Annotated in this window: 11 protein-coding genes; 10 read left to right on the top strand and 1 reads right to left on the bottom strand. The window is 62.6% G+C overall.

From position 1 onward, the window contains the following. Positions 1-67: 67 nt before the first annotated feature. Positions 68-1,018, bottom strand: coding sequence for a TAXI family TRAP transporter solute-binding subunit (locus ACQRA4_RS05570; RefSeq protein ID WP_427822101.1), 951 nt, complete (start codon positions 1,016-1,018; stop codon positions 68-70). Between the two features lie 279 nt (positions 1,019-1,297). Here ACQRA4_RS05570 and ACQRA4_RS05565 point away from each other — a divergent pair, with 279 nt between their 5' ends. The 10 genes from ACQRA4_RS05565 to ACQRA4_RS05520 all read left to right on the top strand — a co-directional run bounded on the left by ACQRA4_RS05565 (position 1,298) and on the right by ACQRA4_RS05520 (position 17,530). Further along, complete coding sequence (locus tag ACQRA4_RS05565; protein ID WP_427822100.1) at positions 1,298-2,119, top strand: glycine zipper domain-containing protein; 822 nt, start codon at positions 1,298-1,300, stop codon at positions 2,117-2,119. 92 nt (positions 2,120-2,211) lie between these two features. After that, positions 2,212-3,342 carry a S1C family serine protease gene (locus ACQRA4_RS05560; RefSeq protein ID WP_427822099.1) on the top strand — a complete coding sequence of 377 codons (1,131 nt, stop codon included), beginning with the start codon at positions 2,212-2,214 and terminating at the stop codon, positions 3,340-3,342. Then, positions 3,339-4,634 carry an SrfA family protein gene (locus ACQRA4_RS05555; RefSeq protein WP_427822098.1) on the top strand — a complete coding sequence of 432 codons (1,296 nt, stop codon included), beginning with the start codon at positions 3,339-3,341 and terminating at the stop codon, positions 4,632-4,634. Before ACQRA4_RS05560 ends, ACQRA4_RS05555 begins: the two co-directional genes overlap by 4 nt. 2 nt (positions 4,635-4,636) lie before the next feature. Continuing rightward, a complete protein-coding gene (locus ACQRA4_RS05550) occupies positions 4,637-7,750 on the top strand; it encodes a virulence factor SrfB (RefSeq protein WP_427822097.1) in 3,114 nt (1,037 codons plus the stop codon). Between the two features lie 244 nt (positions 7,751-7,994). Then, positions 7,995-10,628 (top strand): virulence factor SrfC family protein, encoded by a 2,634-nt coding sequence (locus ACQRA4_RS05545; RefSeq protein ID WP_427822096.1) that lies wholly within the window; start codon positions 7,995-7,997, stop codon positions 10,626-10,628. 1 nt (position 10,629) lies between these two features. After that, the gene (locus ACQRA4_RS05540; RefSeq protein WP_427822095.1) at positions 10,630-11,658 is read left to right on the top strand and encodes a sel1 repeat family protein; all 1,029 of its coding nucleotides are present in this window, start codon (positions 10,630-10,632) and stop codon (positions 11,656-11,658) included. Between the two features lie 64 nt (positions 11,659-11,722). Next, complete coding sequence (locus tag ACQRA4_RS05535; protein ID WP_427822094.1) at positions 11,723-13,729, top strand: vWA domain-containing protein; 2,007 nt, start codon at positions 11,723-11,725, stop codon at positions 13,727-13,729. A 16-nt stretch (positions 13,730-13,745) separates the two neighbouring features. Then, a complete protein-coding gene (locus tag ACQRA4_RS05530) occupies positions 13,746-14,528 on the top strand; it encodes an ABC transporter ATP-binding protein (RefSeq protein ID WP_427822093.1) in 783 nt (260 codons plus the stop codon). Between the two features lie 4 nt (positions 14,529-14,532). After that, a complete protein-coding gene (locus ACQRA4_RS05525; RefSeq protein ID WP_427822092.1) occupies positions 14,533-15,849 on the top strand; it encodes an ABC transporter permease in 1,317 nt (438 codons plus the stop codon). Next, positions 15,842-17,530 (top strand): SUMF1/EgtB/PvdO family nonheme iron enzyme, encoded by a 1,689-nt coding sequence (locus ACQRA4_RS05520; RefSeq protein WP_427822091.1) that lies wholly within the window; start codon positions 15,842-15,844, stop codon positions 17,528-17,530. The genes ACQRA4_RS05525 and ACQRA4_RS05520 overlap by 8 nt, the downstream gene beginning before the upstream one ends. Positions 17,531-17,545: the final 15 nt, after the last annotated feature.

Here is a 17,545-nt window from a genome sequence, read left to right as displayed (position 1 = left end):
CTTACCCCGCCCGGATCATGACGCCTGAAAAGAAAAGGAGCGGGGGAAACGCCCCTCGCCCACGACATTACTTCAACGCGCCCTTTTCTCTGAGATATTTGGCCGCGCCAGGATGGAAGGGGATGGTCACGCCGTCGGCGGCGTGCTGGAGCGAGATTTCCGCGCCCTTGTTATGCGCCTTGGCCACCTCGGCAAGGTTTTCAAACAGGGCCTTGGTCAGGGTATAGGCCACATCATCGGGCATATTCTTGTTGGCTACCAGAATGGCCTGCACTGAAAGTGTGGGCACGTCTTTTTCCTGCCCCTTATAAGTCTTGGCCGGAATGGCGTCTTTCACCAGATAGGGGAATTTGGCCACAATTTCATCAGCCTTGGCGCCGTCCATGGGCACAAAGACCACTTCCTGCGCCGTGGTGATGTCCTGAATGGCGGGGTTCGGCGTTCCGATAGTGAAGACAAAGCCGTCCAGTTGGCGATCTTTGAACTGGTCGGCGGTTTCGCCATAAGGCAGGAAAATGGGCTCCAGATTCTTGTAATCGAGACCATAAAAGCCGAAAAGCTGACGGCAGTTCACTTCATTGCCGCTGCCGCGAGCGCCCACGGAAACTTTCTTGCCCTTGAAATCCTCCAGCCTGGTCACGCCGCTGTCCTTGCTGGCCACCACATGCAGGTATTCAGGGTACAGGCGGGCGATGGCGCGCACATTCTCCAGCTTGGAGCGGAAAGGCGCCTTGCCGTTAAAGGCCGCGTCGGCCACGTCATTCTGCACAATGGCAAAATCCACATCCCCGGCTTCCACCAGGCGCATATTTTCGCCGGAAGCGCCCGTGGCCTGGGCGGTGATGGACAACGCGCCGTTGCTTTTGGTGGTGAGCACCTGACCAATGGCGCCGCCCAAGGGGAAGTAAACTCCCGAGGTGCCGCCGGTGGCCAGAGTCAGGCGTTTGGTTTCGGCAAAAGCCGTGGCCGCGGCCAGAATCAGGGCGCCGGTCAGCATAAGGCTGAAAATCTTTTTCATCTGGGGATACTCCTCAAAACAGGTTGACCCGTCAGACGGACAGAGCGCACCTGCTGCGTCCGCCGTGCGCCACGGGCATAAAACCATTCGCAAACTCTTCTTATATCTCATGGAGGCGTTAAACGCAAATCCGGGTCACGCCATCTGGCAAAAGCCAACCACGGGCATGAAACAGGGCAAACCCATCCGGCGGCGGATTGCCGCTTGCCGTTTGCCCTTGCTTTGCACTAAAATGGAAAAATATACGGTACTCATAACCGCACCCGAGGAGGCAGTTTCATGCGACATCGTTTCTTTCTTCCGGGCCTGGCGCTGTTTCTGGCGGCCAGCCTGTTGTCCGGCGGCTGCTCCAGCAAATATGGCGCGCAGAAAACCGAGGTCAATTACTACCCCCAATGCTACCAGCCTGTGGCCCAGTTGCGGCAGGATGAAAACAGCGCCGGCGCCAGCACGGCGGTGGGGGCCGCGGGCGGCGCCCTGCTGGGGGCGCTGATCGGCGGCCTTGCAACCGGCAAGGTGGAAGGGGCGCTGGCCGGCGCGGCCGTGGGCGGCGTCTCCGGCGCTGTGGCCGGCAATATTTACGGCAAATCCCAGGCGCGCGACCGTGACGCCGCCTACATGCAGGCATATTCCCGCCAGTTGGGCGCAGAGGCGGCCAGCATGAACCGGGCCACAGCCGCAGCCAGGGTGGCGGCCAAATGCTATGACGAACAGTTTCAGCTGGCGGCCAACCAGTTCAAGGCAGGACAGATCTCCCGCCTGGATTTCCAGAACCGTTACACTGAAATCCGCAGCGGCCTGGAGGAAACATCCTTCATCCTGAACAGCACGGCGACGACTATGGCCCAGAAGGACAGCGAATACCAGCAGGCTCTGGCAGAGCAATACACCGCCGCTCAACCGGCTTCAGCCAGGCGTGCTTCCGCAAGTTCCAAGGTCAGACGCGCCGCCGCCAAGCCGGCCCCGGCCCCAAGGCAAAGCGCGGTCACGGCCCAGGCCGAACAGTGGAAAACCTCCCGCGAGGAGTTGGAAAACACCCGCCAGGATGTGGATTCGCGTCTGAACGCCTATCAGCAGACGGTGGACAATCTTTTGATTTGAGTGATCTGAACCGCGCCCTGCCCGTGTTGCGCTTGTCTGCGGTACGGGCCGCGCTTTGCCCCGTTCGGGGCGTGTGAAAGCGGAGCTTGCGCATGACAGACGGCGAAAACACCACTCCAGATTCCACTTCCGGCGCAGCCTCTCCGGCGGGCGACGCCGAACGCCAGTCGCCGCCTGTGGCGGCTCCCTGGTATCGAAGCCCCTGGTTCTGGGCCTTGCCGCTTTTCATTTGTCTGCTTCTACTGGCGACCTGGCTGGTCTGGAAAGAATGGCAGGCGGCGGAATCCCGTCGCGCAGCCCTTGAACGGCAGACAACTGAGGCGCGACAGAGCAACCAGGCCCGTGAGGCTTTTCTTCAACGTTTGCGCCCGCTGCTGGAAAAACAGCCTTGCGACGTCCAGCGGGAACTGGACGCAATAAGCCCGCCTGACGGTCTGACCTGGCCAATATCGCCCGTGACGCCGGCCAGACCCCCAGCCGCCGCGGAAGCGCCCTCCACTCAGAAGCCGCACTCTCCCCAACGCGCGGCTGTGGCCCCGCCGTCCAGTGTGGCCGAGCTTCTGGAACAGGCGACTGTGCTGATTCTGGCCCAGAGAAAAGAGGGGCTTTCCATGGGTTCGGGCTTTTTTGTGACGTCGGGCCATATCGTCACCAACGCCCATGTGGTGGGCGACGCCAGCCAGGCCATTGTAGTTAACAAGGCGACCGGGGGGCCGCTGGCCGCCACGGTTCTGCGCGCGACCCAGTCCGGCGGACGCGATTTCGCCGTTTTAGAGGTGCGGGAGGCTCCGCCAGTCACGCCGCTCACGCTGGCCGCCGGCGTCAAACGCACCGAACGGGTCAGCGCCTGGGGTTTCCCCGGCGCAGTCACCGCTGACGACCTCCAATTCACGGCCATGCTTCAGGGCAGCGCCGCCGCGCCTGAGGTGGTCTATACTGATGGCGCGGTGAGCGTCATTCTGCAGCGCACGCCGCCGCTCATCGTGCATACCGCCACAGTATCCCAGGGCAACAGCGGCGGGCCGCTGGTCAACGACAAGGGCGACGTGGTGGGCATCAACACCTTCATCAAGCTGGATGACGAATCTTACCGCCAGTCCAGCCTGGCCATTGTCAGCGCCAGTCTGGCCGACTATCTGCGCTCCGAGGGAATTTCATTCAGCCAGGCAAGTCCGGCCCCCCAGGCTCCGGCGACTCAACCCGCCAAGGGAGGCAAACCATGAGCGTGCGGATTGCCGTCAGCCTGCGCGGCCAGATGCGCGCCCTGGCCAGTCAGGGAATTTTCGCCACTGACTGCTACGCCCAGATACGGGCCATTCTGCTGCAAAAACTGGGGCCGGAGCATGCCGCCCTGCTGGCCGAGCCGCAACATGACGCGGAAGGCCGCAATGTGGACTGGTATGCCGAGGGTCACAGCCAGGCGCGGCCCCTCAAGGAATTGCCTGAAGCCGAGGCGCAGGCGTTGCGCGCCAGGGCGGGCGCTCTGGCCCGGGACATCATGGCGCTTTCACGGTCGCTGACCGCTGACGCCCAGGCCAGACAGGCCCTTTCGGGTTTTTTGCTGCGACTGGCCCTGCGGCATCCTTCCGCCGACGACCTCTGGTCCCTTGACGGCAGGCCCGTACTGATAAACTGGGGCTTTGCGCCCGGCACAGCGGGCGCGCAACCGCAAGACCTTTCCCGCCTGGGCGCGACGCCGCCGCCCCCCGCGCCTGCGGCGGTTTCCGTTCCGCCGCCCCCGGCCCGAACCGGCTGCCTGCCTTGGCTGCTGCCTCTTCTTCTGCTACTCTTGCTGCTCTGGCTGCTGCTGGCGGCTCTGGGCATCCTGCCCTCGCCTCTGCCGGCCGCCTGCTTCAGGCAGGACGACGCGGCACTGAATGCCGAGAGGAACCGCGCCGCCCAACTGGATGATGAACTGGCCCGCCTCAGACGGCAATTGCTGGAACGCGCGGCCCTCTGCAAGCCTGAAACTCCGCCGGCGGCTGTCAAGGAACCTGAGCAGCCGCTCACGGAACCGGAAGTGGTGGAACCCTTTCTGGGGGAAACGCCGTTGCAACCGGATACGCCCAAGGTTGAGAAGCCCAGGCGGGAAAAGCCCAAAACCGAGCAGCCCACTCCCAGGCCCACTCCCAAAAAGAACGAGGATCTGAACATCCCCGGCGACGCGGCCAAGAAAAATGACCTGGCCTTTCTGGAAGGCTGCTGGACCAGTGAGACGGGTTTGTACTCGCACCCCTCCAAAGAGCCGATCATCGCCGAATACTGCTTTGACAAAAACGGCAAGGGGCGTCGCTTTGTTCGCGAACGTAACGGCCAGGTTTGCAGCGGCTCGGCCAAAGCGCGCTTTCAGGGCAACCGCCTGCTCTTCAATTCCGATTCCGCCCGTTGTCCGCGCGGCGGCACATATGTGCCCCAGAAGGTGGAGTGCACGGGCAGCGAACGCAGTACCCAGTGCAAAGGCAATGAACTGGGCGGCTCCCGCCACAAATGGGACGCCCGCTTCAGAAGGAAATAAGCATGGACGCCATTCCCCGTTATCTTTCGCCGGTCAGCATCATCCCCGGCGGTTGTCCGCAGTTTCTGGATTTTTCTCTCTCTGAGGAGGCCATCCGCCGCCTGCGCCGCTATTTTCGTGAAGAAAAAAAGCAGGAGGGCGACATCGGGGGGCGTTATACCCATTATCTGCGCTGCCTGGTGGAAACGGAAAATGGTTTTGTGGACCAACTGACCGGCCAAGCCTGCGATTACGATTATGATATGGACGCCCGCCGCGCCCTTGACGTCTGGGAGGGTCACTGGCTGCCCATTCCCTTTCTGCGCACTCTGGACCAGCTCTGGCCCGACGGCGGCCGACGTTTTGAATGCGGCCCCTCCAACTGGGCGCGGGCCAGGGTCATCCGTTCCGAGCAGCAGCCGGGCCAGCTGCGCGTGGTGCTGGCCTTTGACACCAATGTGGAGCCCCGACCCGCAGAGGGCGAGGCATATCACGCTCTTTCGCCGCAGGATGTGGCGGCGCACGGCCACTTCATGCTGGCCCACCAGGTGCGCGACAACTCCTGGTTTCTCAACGCGGCCTGGGTGGACGAATGGCTTTCCGGCATCTACAGCGCATGGCGGCAGGCCAGACACCACGGGCGCGGCTCCTGGCAGGAGGAAACGCCCTATGTGCTGGAACACCTGGCCAGTTACCTGACCTGGCTGGAAGCGGTGCGTCTGGCGCTTGCGGATCTGGCCGCTCAGGTCATCAATCCAGACCGCGACACCCCTGTGGATGTGGATCTGATTCTGGATATCGGCAACTCCCGGACCACGGGCATTCTGGTTGAAACATTGCCCCAGCGCGTCACCAATCTCAACGACAGCTATCTGCTGGAACTGCGAGATCTCAGCCAGCCTGACCGGATTTACGCCGAGCCGTTTGAAACCCGTGTCGAGTTTGTGGACGCGACTTTCGGCAATGACGCTCTTTCCCGTCGTTCTGGCCGCCAAAGCCCGGCCTTTGCCTGGCCCTCGGCCGTGCGCATCGGCCCTGAAGCCGCTCGGCTGGCCACGCAGGCTGTCTGCGCCGAAGGCGTCACAGGCATGTCCAGCCCCAAACGCTATCTTTGGGACGAACGCCCCTGGCAGCAGAGCTGGCGCTACAATACCGGCGGCAAAGCCGAACCCATGGTCAGCCGGGGCCTCTTCGCCCGCCAGCTCAACCCCCAGGGCACCCCCCTGGCCTGCTTCGGCGACCCGCTGTTCAAAAAAAGTCCGGCCTTGCAAAAACAGCAGGCCGAGCCCATTTTTGAATCGCTGTTCACCCGCTCGTCGTTGATGCTCTTCATGATGGGTGAAATTCTGACCCAGGCTCTGGTGACCATCAACTCCCCGGCCACCCGCGCCCGGCGGGAGTTGCCCAATCTGCCCCGGCGGCTGCGACGACTGATATTTACCGTGCCCACAGCCATGCCCGTGGCGGAAAAGCGCATTTTCCGGCGCTGGGTGCTCTGGGCCGTGCGGGTGCTCTGGGACGCTCTGGGCTGGAACCAATGGTATCTGCCTCAGCAGCAGAACAAGGGCCAGAGCGGAGATTACCGGCTCAGTCCGCAGGTGCGCTGCGACTGGGATGAGGCCAGTTGCTCGCAGCTGGTTCTGCTCTACAATGAACTGGCCGTCAAACAGCATGGCGACGCCCACCACCTCTTTCGCCTGATGGGCAAACCGCGCGCCGCCTGCGGCGACCATCCCTGTGTGCGGGTCGCCTCCATTGATATCGGCGGCGGCACCACGGATATTTCCATCACCACCTATGAGCTGGCCAGCGGCGAGGGAGATACGGCCCGCATTGTGCCGCACACCGAATTTCGCGACGGTTTCAACATCGCCGGAGACGAGGTGTTGCGCGAAGTTGTGGCCAATCATGTCATCCCGGCCATTGGCGACGCACTGACCAGGCAGGGCTTGAGCGAACCGCGCGGTCTGCTGGGTCAGTTGTTCGGACGCGACGCCATCGGCATGTCTCAGGAAGAGCGCAATACCCGCGTGCGTCTGGTGCGCCAGATCGCCGTGCCCGTGGCCCTGGGCCTGCTGACCGCCTGTGAGAATCCTGACATGCGGGATGTGGACTGCAGTTGCGTTATGGGCGATTTTTTCGAGCCTGATCCCCTTGCTTCGCCGGAAGAACAGGCGCTTCCCGCTCTGGAGGATAATGCGCCCGCCGCTTTCAGCCCCTCGACGCGCGCCCCTCGGCCTCAGCCCGCCATTGTGCGGGCGGTGGAGGCGCTGGTGCGCCGCGCGGCTCCTTTCATCCAAAACTTTAATATTTTGGATGTGCCCATTCAGGTGCGCCCGCGCGCCGTTGACGCCACCATTCGGGCGACGCTGGGGCCCACCCTGTCCGCGCTCTGTGAAATGACGCATTTGTATGACAGCGACGTGTTGCTGCTTACGGGCCGCCCCAGCGCCTGGCAGGGCGTCATTGCGCCTGTGCTGGCCAAATTGCCCGTGCCGCCGGACAGAATCATCCCCATGCGGCAGTACCATGTGGGCGGCTGGTATCCCTTTGCCGACGCGCTGGGCAGGATTACCGACCCCAAGACCACGGTGGTGGTGGGGGCCATACTCTGCGCCCTGGCCGACGGACATCTTGAGGGGTTCTCCTTTGATTCCGGCGCGTTGCGCCTTGCCTCCACAGCGCGTTACATCGGCGAAATGGATATCAACAGCCAGCTCAGGCGGGCCAAGGTCTGGTTTAATGTGGACGTGGAGAGCAAAGAGGGCACGGAACAGAGCCGTCAGGTGGCCTTCAGCGGTCCGCTGTCCATTGGTTATCGTCAGCTGGACGCCGAACGCTGGCCCACCACCCGCTATCATTTGCTGACTTTTGCGGGCGAGGAGGCCCGCGCCCGCGCCTCTGGCCGTCTGCCCTATACGGTGGAAGTGCGCCTGCGCGTGGAAGACATCTGGGACGACGCCCCGCGTACTGATGAAGAAAAGGAGCGTCGCAGCGAAGGCGAATTCAGCATTGACGCCATTACGGACAACCAGGGCCGCAATGTGAACCGTCACGACCTTGAAATACGCCTGCAAACGCTGAAACTGGACGAAGGCTACTGGCTGGATACCGGCATTGTGACCGACGCCGGCTAGGGCTGTCGCAAAATCCCCGCCGCGACATGCGGGCGGAGACAGGCGCCCGCCGGCAATGAACACGTAACGTATGAAATGCGTCGGCTCATTTTTATATGGAAAATGCTCTGCTGACGGCGAGAGCTGACAACCGCGGCCGTGGCGCAAGCGCAGCCTGTCAGCGCGTCAGACGCCGATGCCGGCGTGCTTTTGAACTTTGACGTCGCAAAAAGTCAAAGTCAATTTGTGCTAAATGAGGATGGCTATGCAGCAGGATACCGATCTGGCACGGCTTTGCCGTCATTTGACCGAGCAATCCCGTCAGGCCGAGAGCTGGCTTCAGGATAATTGCGAGCTTGTGGGCGGCGAATGCGCGGCCCTGCAAAAAGACATGCGGCACGCGGCACGTTTTTTTCACAAATGCGAGCAGGCCGCGCGGCGCAAGATGTGCGTTGGCGTATTCGGGCCCAGCCAGTCCGGCAAATCCTATCTCATCTCGGCTCTGGCCCGCGACTCCAGGGGTTCTCTGGCAGCGGTCTTCGGCAGCGCGAGCTATGACTTCATCACCCAGATCAATCCTGAAGGCGGCAAGGAATCCACGGGGCTGGTGACCCGCTTCACCACCACGCCGCCGGAAGGGCTGTCCGAAGGCTTTCCCATCCGCCTGCGACTGCTTTCTGAAACGGATGTGGCCCGTGTGCTGGCCAATACCTATTATGCCGACTGCGAGCACAAGGAGGCCCCCCAACCCGAAGCCATGACAGAGGCGCTGAACGCCCTGGAGGCCCGCGCCTCCCGCTCCTCCAATGCCCCGGCTGACGGCATGCTGAGCGGCGACGACATGGAAGACTTAAGGGACTACATTAACAAAAATTTCAGTTCACGGCCGCGGGCGCAAATGCTGCAAAAAGGCTACTGGCTGCGGGCCGCGGAACTGGTTCCGCGGCTGGGTCTGGAGGACAGGGCGCAACTGCTGGGCCTGATCTGGAATAATGTGCCGCAATTTCAAGCCCTTTATCTGCAACTCTGCGGCGCGTTGCGCGACCTGGGGCATCCGGCCGAGGCCGCTTGCCCCATTGAGGCGCTGATCCCACGCGCGACCAGCATTATTGACGTGGCGCTGCTGCGCGGCCTCAGCGAACCAACCACGGACATGCTGACCATTCTGGGCGCGGGGGGGCGCAAGGCTACGCTGCCTCGCGCCGTGGTCACGGCTCTGACCGCTGAAATCACCATCTACATGCGTGAAAAACCGGACGACTTTTTTGACCACACCGATTTGCTGGACTTTCCCGGCTACCGCTCGCGCCTGAAACTCGCAAACCTCAATCATGAGCTGGAACGCCCCGGCACCCTGGAAAATCTTTTCCTGCGCGGCAAGGTGGCCTATCTGTTCGAGCGTTACTGCGAAGAAAAAGAGCTTACCAGCATGCTGCTCTGCATCGGGCCCGGCAATCAGGAAGTGCAGGATCTGCCGCGCGCCGTGTATGACTGGATATGCTCCACGCACGGAGAAAATCCGGCCCATCGCGCGGGCAAGGCCCCGTCGCTCTTTTTTGTGCTGACCAAAATGGATATGGAGTTTGAAAAGAAAAAGGGCACGCCTTCCGTGGAAACACGCTGGACCACGCGCCTGCAATCCTCGTTGCTGGATTTTTTTGGCAAGCAGCATGACTGGCCGGAAAACTGGGACGGCAGTCACCCTTTCCGCAATGTTTTTCTGCTGCGCAACCCCAATTTCCGCAGCGAGGCCATATTCAGCTTTGACGGCGACAGGGAAAGCGGCATCCGACCGGAGCAAACCGCCTATGTGGAAGAAGTGCGTCAGGCGTTTTTGCAGTCACCGCTGGTGCAACGCCATGTCGCCGAACCCGAAACCGTCTGGCAGGCGGCTATGGCGCTTAACGACGGCGGCGTGGCGCTGCTGCGCGAAAAGCTGCGCCCGCTCTGCAACCCTGAGCTGAAACGCCGCCAGATCGAAGTCAGCCTGACGGAAAAACGCGAACAGGCGCTGACCAGGCTCATGCCGTTTTACAAAAGCGATGACCGCGAGGAACAGCGACGCCAGCAGGAGCGGCTTTCACGCGTGCTGGTGGCTCTGCTTGCCCGTCTGGCGGAAAAACAGCTTTTCGGAGAATTTTTGTACAGTCTCCAGGTGAAGGATTTTGACCTTTACGAAATCTGCGCCCGCGCCGGGCAAAGCCAGGACGATCAGGCCGACGCGCCCCCTGCGCCCGCGCCGGTGGTCGGAACGCGGGTTTCAGCCGACGACATTCTGGGCGATATCTTCGGCGACAGCCAGGCCGCTTCCGACATACCCGAAAGCGGAGAGGAAGACCACGCCCGCGACACGGCCGCCCTTTTCGCCGGCCTTGCGCTGGAGCACTGGATCGGCCGCCTGCGCGATCTGGCCGGTGACGCCGAGGCCCGCAACTATTTCGGCCTACCCGCCAAAGAGCTGGATCAGTTCTGTCATGAACTGATCACCGCCGCCGCGCGCTGCAAGCTGCGCGAAAACCTGGAGGCCGATTTGCGCCGCAATACGGCCTACAGCAATATGGCGCGTGAGCGTCTGATCTGGAAGCAGGTCAGCCTGGCGGCCGACGCGGTCAACGCCTTTGTGGACTGGCTGGGTTTTGACCCCCGCTTCAAAGACCAGGCGGCACGCACAATTCTGTTCGGCGGCAAAAGCGTTTGCCTGTTCAGCCCGCCCCCGGCGATCACGGGCGAGCCGCATATCGCGGAGGAAGAATCGCCCTATGACCGCCTCTGGTATACGGACTGGCTACGGGCCCTTGCCTACAGCGTGACCGCCAATGTGGATTTTGACGGCCGCCAGACCGTCAATCCAGAACAAAACAACCGCCTGCGCGACATTTTGCGGGCCTTCAAGGAATAGCATGCGCGCCACCATCACAGCAGACCCTTCTCGCGGCCCAGGTCACGGCATTATCGAAATCCATGACGCCGGCAATGTCACTGAGCCTGTTTTTGTGCTCCGCCGGGGGTCGGACGGCAAAACCCTTTCCGGCGGCGGCTGGCAGGAGAGCGAAAGCGCGCTCAAGCCCGACGCATGGCACAATGACGGCGGCAGCCTGCGCCTGGCCGTGGGACCGTCCGTGGTGGACGAGATGGACAGTCTGGACGCCTACCGCATCAGCCTGCCAGGCGTCGGCGTCTGCGTGCTGGCGCTTCATGATCTGGTCTATTCGCGCATCAGCGGCGGCCAGGGCGTTGGCGGCTATGCGCCGCCCGTCCACGCGGCCCAAACGCCGCCGAATACCGTGGCGGAACCTGAAGCCGCGACTGAAGAAAAAATACCCCCGGAACCGGATGAGCCTTTCGTGCCTGAGCCCTCCCCGAAAGCGCCTGAAGGGCGGGGTGAGAAAAAAGTCGGCACAGGCGTCCCGCTGGCGGGCGCGCTGCTGCTTCTGCTGCTGGCTGGCGGCGCTGTGCTGTGGTTTGCATTGCGAACGCCGGAAAAGCAGCCCCTGCCGCCCGCACCCGTGGCGGCGCAAAACCGGGCCGCCCCCCACGCGCCCGCCGGCAAGTCACCCCTGGCCACAGCGCGTGAGCAATTGCGCGGCGACGCCAGGCCCGAAACAAGCCTGGCCCTGGCAAAACCCATGCGCAGGGAAGGCGCGGACGCGGAAGAAAGCGACGCGGCCTTTCTGCTGCTGGAAGACGCGGCCCAGAAAGGCAATGCGGAAGCAATGCTGCTGGTGGGGGAATTTTATGACCCGCTCAGTCTCCTGCCGCGCGGCAGTATTCCTGTGGACATGAGCCAGGCAAAGCACTGGTACGATCAGGCTGCGCGAAAAGGTCAGGCCGAAGCCGACAAGGCGCTGGACGCCCTGCGTGCCCATGTGCGGGACAAAGCGGCCACGGGTGATCCCGAGTCTCAAAATCTGCTGCGCAACTGGAAGTAACGCGCTGCAGGAACCGCAGTCGCGCGGCAGAGCCGCCCGCCCCGTTCCGCTCAAGGAGAAAAAAATGCATCTGAGCGTCCGTTTGTGCCTGCCCCTGTTTGCTACCCTGTGTTTGTGCCTGGCCGCCGCCGCTGCCCAGGCCGAACCGGCTTCCGTGCCGGGATATTCCTCCGGTCCGTTGCTCCAGCAGGGCAAAAAAAGTCTTTTCCAACGGGTGGTCAGCCATCCGGGGGCCAGTCTGCGGGCCGAACCCAGAGCCGACGCCACAGTGCTGCAAAAAGCGGTGGTTCCCTTTACCGTGCTCTACGTCTATGCCCGACAGGGCGACTGGCTGCGGGTGGGGCCTTCCGCCAGCCAGCCCGCGGGCTGGCTGGAAGCGGCCCACGCCACGGACTGGAACCAGTCTCTGACGCTGCTGTTCACCCCGCGCACAGGGCGCGATCCTGTTCTCTTTTTCAAAACGGAACAGGCTCTCAACGCCCTCTGCTCCGCTGAGGACATGGAAAAACAGCTGGATGCCCTGCTCAAGACGGCAAGCGCATCCGCCAAACCCGCCAGAAACGGCGCAACCGCGGATGCGCCTTCGACATTTCCCGTCATCGCCAGTGAACCAGGCGATGGGGCGGTGTCTGAAAAGCGCTTTTATCTCATGCCCATCCTGGCCATGCGGGACACTTTTGACGGGGTGAAGTTTCTGCGCGTGGCCTCCATTGACCCGGGCGACTATGCGAAAAGCAAAAACGCTCAGCCCCGAAACGGCCTGCCCAAAACCGGCATCGCCATAGTTATCGACACCTCCATTTCCATGAAGCCCTATATTGAACAGAGCCTCAACGTGGTTCGGCAGGTCTACGACAAGATCGAGCGAGACAAAATGGCCGATAACGTGGGCTTCGCCGTGGTGGCCTTCCGCAGCAGCACCACAGCCACACAGGGCCTGGAATATGTCTCCAGAGTGATCAGCGATTTCGCCACGGCCGAAAATCGCAAAAACCTTGAAGAAGAACTGGCCCAAGTGCGCGAAGCCACGGTTTCCAGCCACGACTTTAACGAGGACTCTCTGGCTGGCGTGTACAAGGCAGTGGAAGAATTGAACTGGAGCGAATACTCTTCGCGTCTGATCCTCCTGATCACCGACGCGGGCCCTCTGAGCGGCGACGACAAATACGCATCTGTCAGAATGGGCGTCAACGAGCTCAATGACTTCGCACGGCAAAAGGGCATCTGGATCACGGCACTGCATGTCAAAAGCCCCGGCGGGAGCAGAAATCACGGCTATGCCGAGCAGAGCTATCGCGCCCTGAGCAGGCTTTCCGGCAATCGTTCCAATTATCTGGCGGTTTCCGCGCCCACCCCGGCGGAAGGCGCGCGCCAGTTCGCGGCTGTGACCAAAACTCTGGCCGACGGCATGGTGGATATGGTCAAAAATACGGCCAGCGGCAGAATCATGACCCGCCCCAGGGATGAAACGCCGCAGCGGGCCACGCCCGAACAGCGGGCGGCCCAACTGGCCGCAACCCTGGGCTATGCCATGCAACTGGAATACCTGGGCCGGACGCGCGAAAACCAGGCCCCAAGCGTGGTCAACTCCTGGATTGCGGATATGGATCTCAAGCGGCTCGCCAGACATGAGCAAAGCCCCAGCGTGGAAGTGGCCGTGCTGCTGACCAAAAATCAGCTCAACGATCTCAGCGCGCAGCTCAAGGCCATCATCGACAATGCCGAGCGCACCAAAAAGACCGACTCGCGCGATTTCTTTCAAGGCATTCTCTCGGCCTCCGCGCGCATGGCGCGCGATCCCAGTCTGCCCACTCAGGGCAAAAATCTGGCAGAGCTGGGCATACTCTCCGAGTTTCTGGACGGTCTGCCCTATAAAAGCGACATCATGCTGCTGCGCGAGGAGGACTGGTACCGCATGAGCATCGGCGAGCAGACGGCCTTCATCAACCGGCTCAAGTCGCGACTGGCCCGGTATGAGGAATACGACCGGGACCGCGCCAACTGGGAAAGCTTCGGCCAGTCCAACGCCGGCGACTGGGTCTACCGCGTGCCCCTGAGCATGCTGCCGTAGCCGCCGGACAGCAAACATGGCTGCGATGAAAAGCACCGGCGATCTGGTCTTTTCCCTGCGCGGCGTGGGCAAAAGCCGCCCCGGGCGGGATGGCTTTCGCCTGCGCCTTGGGGCCTTTGACGCGCGGCGCGGTCAGTTGCTTGCCCTGACCGGCCCCAGCGGCTGCGGTAAAAGCACGGCTCTTGACCTGCTGGCCTGCGCGCTGAAACCCGATATTCAGGGGGCGAACGGGCGCGAATCCGCAGCCCGCTTCTTCTTTGCGCCCACGCCCGAACAACGCGAGGATGTGCTGGCCGCCTGGCGGCGCGGCGGAATGGACGCCCTGGCTTCTCTGCGTCTGCGCCATCTGGGCTATGTCCTGCAAACCGGCGGCCTGCTGCCCTTTCTGTCCGCCAGAGAGAATATCCTGCTGCACTGCCGCAGCCTGGGCATTGCCGAACAGCGCCGGGAAGCCGTGGATGCTTTGGTTGCGCGCCTGGGCATCGGACATCTGCTCAAGCAATATCCGGCCACGCTTTCCGTGGGCGAACGTCAGCGGGTGGCCATTGCCCGCGCCCTGGCGCACGGCCCCGGCGTTGTTCTGGCCGACGAGCCCACCGCGGCCCTGGATCCCTGGCACGCCCGCAATGCACTGCATTTGTTTGCAGAGCTGGCGCGTGAACTGGGCGTAACCATGATCATGGTCACGCATGCGCCGGATATGGCCGCAGACGCCGGTTTCAGTCTGATCCGCTTTATGGTGAAATCAGAAACGGACGGCGTTTTTGCCGACGTGCGTCACACCGTTGTGGAGGATTGAACGTATGCGGCTCATGGCGCGCGCCTGCCTTCTGGCTTTCAGAGACTACGCCCATGAAGGGCTGCTTTCGGCCTGCGCCGTGCTGGGGCTGGCCGCCGTGCTCACGCCCCTGCTGGTGCTCTACGGGGTCAAATTCGGCGTGGTGCAGACGCTCACGGATCGCCTGCGCGAAGACCCGCGCAATCTGGAAATCTCGCCCGTGACCAGCGGACGTTATACAGACGACTATCTGGCCCGGCTGGCCGCACATCCAAACGTAAGCTTTGTATTGCCGCGCACCCGCTCCATTGCCGCCACCATGAACCTCAGCAACGGCGAGGGAGCAACGCGAAAGACCCTGGTGGCCTCTCTGGAGCCAACGGCTCCGGGCGATCCCCTGCTGGCCCGCCATCACGCGGCGGCGCCCGCCATGCCCGCTCCTGATGCGGCTGGCACGGCGGGCGGGATGAATAACGCGAATGAAAGCGCCGCGCCGCCTCCTTCGCCCATCGGCGTGGTTCTTTCCGCCACAGCCGCAGAAAAACTGGGCGCGCGCCAGGGTGAAACACTGCTGGGACGGGTGGAACGCCGCTATCAGGGGCAGGCGCAGAACGCCCGTGTGCGCCTGCGGGTGGTCGCCGTTCTTCCCCTGGCCGCCCAGCAAAAGGATGTGGCCTATGTTCCCCTGCCCCTGCTGGAAGCGACTGAAGACTACCGCGACGGACGCGCCGTGCCTGAAATGGACGCGCTGAACGGTCGAACCGGCGAATGGAGCGGAGACCCCCGGCCCGAAGGCCCGCGCGTCTATCCCGGCTTCCGCCTGTACGCGCGCGATCTGGATGCGGTTGACACGCTGCGCCAGGGGTTCGCCAGTCAACATCTGGATGTCTATACCCATGCCGCTGAAATTGAGCAGGTCGCCGAGCTGGCTCGCGCCCTGAATCTCATCTTTGGGCTGATCTGCGCCGCGGCCGCCGCCGGCTTTCTGGCCTCCACCGCCAGCAGCGTGCTGGCCGGGGTCAAACGCAAGGAACGTATTCTCGGTTTATTGCGACTTGCGGGCTTTGCCACTGGCGCTCTGATGCTCTTTCCCCTGGTTCAGGCCCTGCTCACCGCCCTCTTGGGCACAGTCGCGGCTGCCGCCGTTTACGCCGTGGCCGCTGCGACCATCAACCGTCTTTTTTCCGCCAGCCTCAGCGGCATGGAGCAGGTTTGCCGCCTGTTGCCCGGTCATTTTCTGCTGTCTTTCGCCCTGGTGGCCTGCCTTTCCCTGCTGGCCGCCCTGGGGCCCGCCCTGCGCGCCGCGCGCGTGGAACCTTCGGAGGTAATCCGCGATGTCTGAGCCGAAGCCCGGCCTTTGCCTGTTCAGCCTGTGCGCTCTGGCGCTGGGTCTGTTTTTTTGCGGCCTTCAGCCCGCTGACGCGGCCCTGGCCCGCAAGGACAGCGCCACCCCCGCCGACGCCTGCAATCCCCGGCCCGCTGACGATGATATCACGCTGCCCATGCCCTGTAACCTGAGCATGGTCTTCAAGCTGGTGGCGGTGCCGGCCAGGGGCTTTCTCTGGGACATGCCCGTGCGTCCCGGTCTGGACGACAGCGCCAATGCAGAGCGGGCGTTCTACGACCGGCGCTATAACGCGGCCCTGTCCGGCCCCTTCACCCTGGCCGACCTGCCCGCCGCCTGGCGCAAGGCGGCGCCGCAAGGACGCAATTATTATTATCTTATAGCCAAATATGAGGTCACCAACCTGCAGTGGCGGGCCGTCATGGACGCATCCTGCCCGGACAGCCAGAGCCTTGCGGTTGAGGCCGCCCGGCCCGTAACCGACGTGAGCTGGTACGACGCCGTGGACTTTACCCGCCGCTATACGGACTGGCTGCTGAAAAACGCGCCTGACGCCCTGCCGCGTTTCGCCGGCGACAGTCGCAACGTGGGTTTTGTACGCCTGCCCACTGAAACGGAATGGGAATATGCCGCGCGCGGCGGTCAGACCGCGGGCAGCCAGCAGTTGTTGCAGGAAGATTTCTTCGCCATGCCGCAAGGGGCAAGCAAAGCCGACTATGCCGTGTACCGCCCCGAGGGCGCGGCCCGCATCCCTGAAAACGCGGCCCGTATCGGCTCACGCAAGCCGAACCCTCTGGGGCTGTATGACACGGCCGGCAATGCGGCTGAAATGGTGCTGGACAGCTTTCGCTTTTCTCTGGCCGGGCGCCTGCACGGTTCCGCCGGCGGCTTTGTGCGCAAGGGCGGATCCTTTCTTTCCGGCGATGCGGAAATTCTGCCCGGTCGCCGCGAGGAAACGCCTTTCTTCCTGGTCGAAGGCCCGGCCCATGCCCGTGATCTGGGCTTCAGACCGGTGATTTCAGGCATCAACACGCCCGGAGGCGACCGCCCTGAAGCATTGCTGTCGGAATGGAACAGGGCCGGAGAAAGCATGACCCCCCACATGCAGGCCGCCCGCAACCCCCTGGAAGAACTGGATCGCATGCTGGTCATGGCCCGTGATCCGGCGGTTAAAAGCAATCTGCAAAAGCTGCGCGACACCATCAAAGACAACAATATCATGCTGGAGCGTCAAAAACAGCTGGAGGCCCAGTCCCTGCTGCGCACCGGCGTTTACATGATCGAAACCATCCGCAATTACGCCAGCCGCCGCAACAGCCTGCAAAGCCAGTTGCAGAGCATGGAGCGCGACAGTAAAACCACCGGGGGTCAAAGCCTTGAAAAACTGCGCCAGATCATGGATACTGCCCGCAGAGGCATTGCCATGCTGGATACCAGCCTGGACAAATCCCTGAGCTTTTACCGCAGCAAGGTGGATGACGGCACGCTGCTCGCGCGGGAGGCCCTGACCGCCGCCGAGGAATCGCTGGGCAAGGATTTCAGCGGTCATGACCCCTTCAACGAAAACATGCGTCGCAACTTGGCTCTGTTCCGTCGCCATGTGGATTTGTTGCGCAAAAACAAGCCGTTGCCGCGAGAGACCATGCAAAAGGAAATTCTGGAACGTCGCTTCCAGTAGCAAAGGAGTCTGATA

Origin of the sequence: Desulfovibrio sp. SGI.169 (genome assembly GCF_050313595.1) — a bacterium.
Classification (GTDB): domain Bacteria; phylum Desulfobacterota; class Desulfovibrionia; order Desulfovibrionales; family Desulfovibrionaceae; genus Desulfovibrio.
This window is presented reverse-complemented; position numbering and strand designations above follow the sequence as displayed.

What these genes read in the sequence shown, in the direction of transcription:
- ACQRA4_RS05570 (WP_427822101.1), bottom strand. Translation starts at nt 1,018, where the DNA reads ATGAAAAAGATTTTCAGCCTTATGCTGACCGGCGCCCTGATTCTGGCC.
- ACQRA4_RS05555 (WP_427822098.1), top strand. Translation starts at nt 3,339, where the DNA reads ATGAGCGTGCGGATTGCCGTCAGCCTGCGCGGCCAGATGCGCGCCCTG.
- ACQRA4_RS05535 (WP_427822094.1), top strand. Translation starts at nt 11,723, where the DNA reads ATGCATCTGAGCGTCCGTTTGTGCCTGCCCCTGTTTGCTACCCTGTGT.
- ACQRA4_RS05560 (WP_427822099.1), top strand. Translation starts at nt 2,212, where the DNA reads ATGACAGACGGCGAAAACACCACTCCAGATTCCACTTCCGGCGCAGCC.
- ACQRA4_RS05565 (WP_427822100.1), top strand. Translation starts at nt 1,298, where the DNA reads ATGCGACATCGTTTCTTTCTTCCGGGCCTGGCGCTGTTTCTGGCGGCC.
- ACQRA4_RS05520 (WP_427822091.1), top strand. Translation starts at nt 15,842, where the DNA reads ATGTCTGAGCCGAAGCCCGGCCTTTGCCTGTTCAGCCTGTGCGCTCTG.
- ACQRA4_RS05525 (WP_427822092.1), top strand. Translation starts at nt 14,533, where the DNA reads ATGCGGCTCATGGCGCGCGCCTGCCTTCTGGCTTTCAGAGACTACGCC.
- ACQRA4_RS05540 (WP_427822095.1), top strand. Translation starts at nt 10,630, where the DNA reads ATGCGCGCCACCATCACAGCAGACCCTTCTCGCGGCCCAGGTCACGGC.
- ACQRA4_RS05530 (WP_427822093.1), top strand. Translation starts at nt 13,746, where the DNA reads ATGGCTGCGATGAAAAGCACCGGCGATCTGGTCTTTTCCCTGCGCGGC.
- ACQRA4_RS05550 (WP_427822097.1), top strand. Translation starts at nt 4,637, where the DNA reads ATGGACGCCATTCCCCGTTATCTTTCGCCGGTCAGCATCATCCCCGGC.
- ACQRA4_RS05545 (WP_427822096.1), top strand. Translation starts at nt 7,995, where the DNA reads ATGCAGCAGGATACCGATCTGGCACGGCTTTGCCGTCATTTGACCGAG.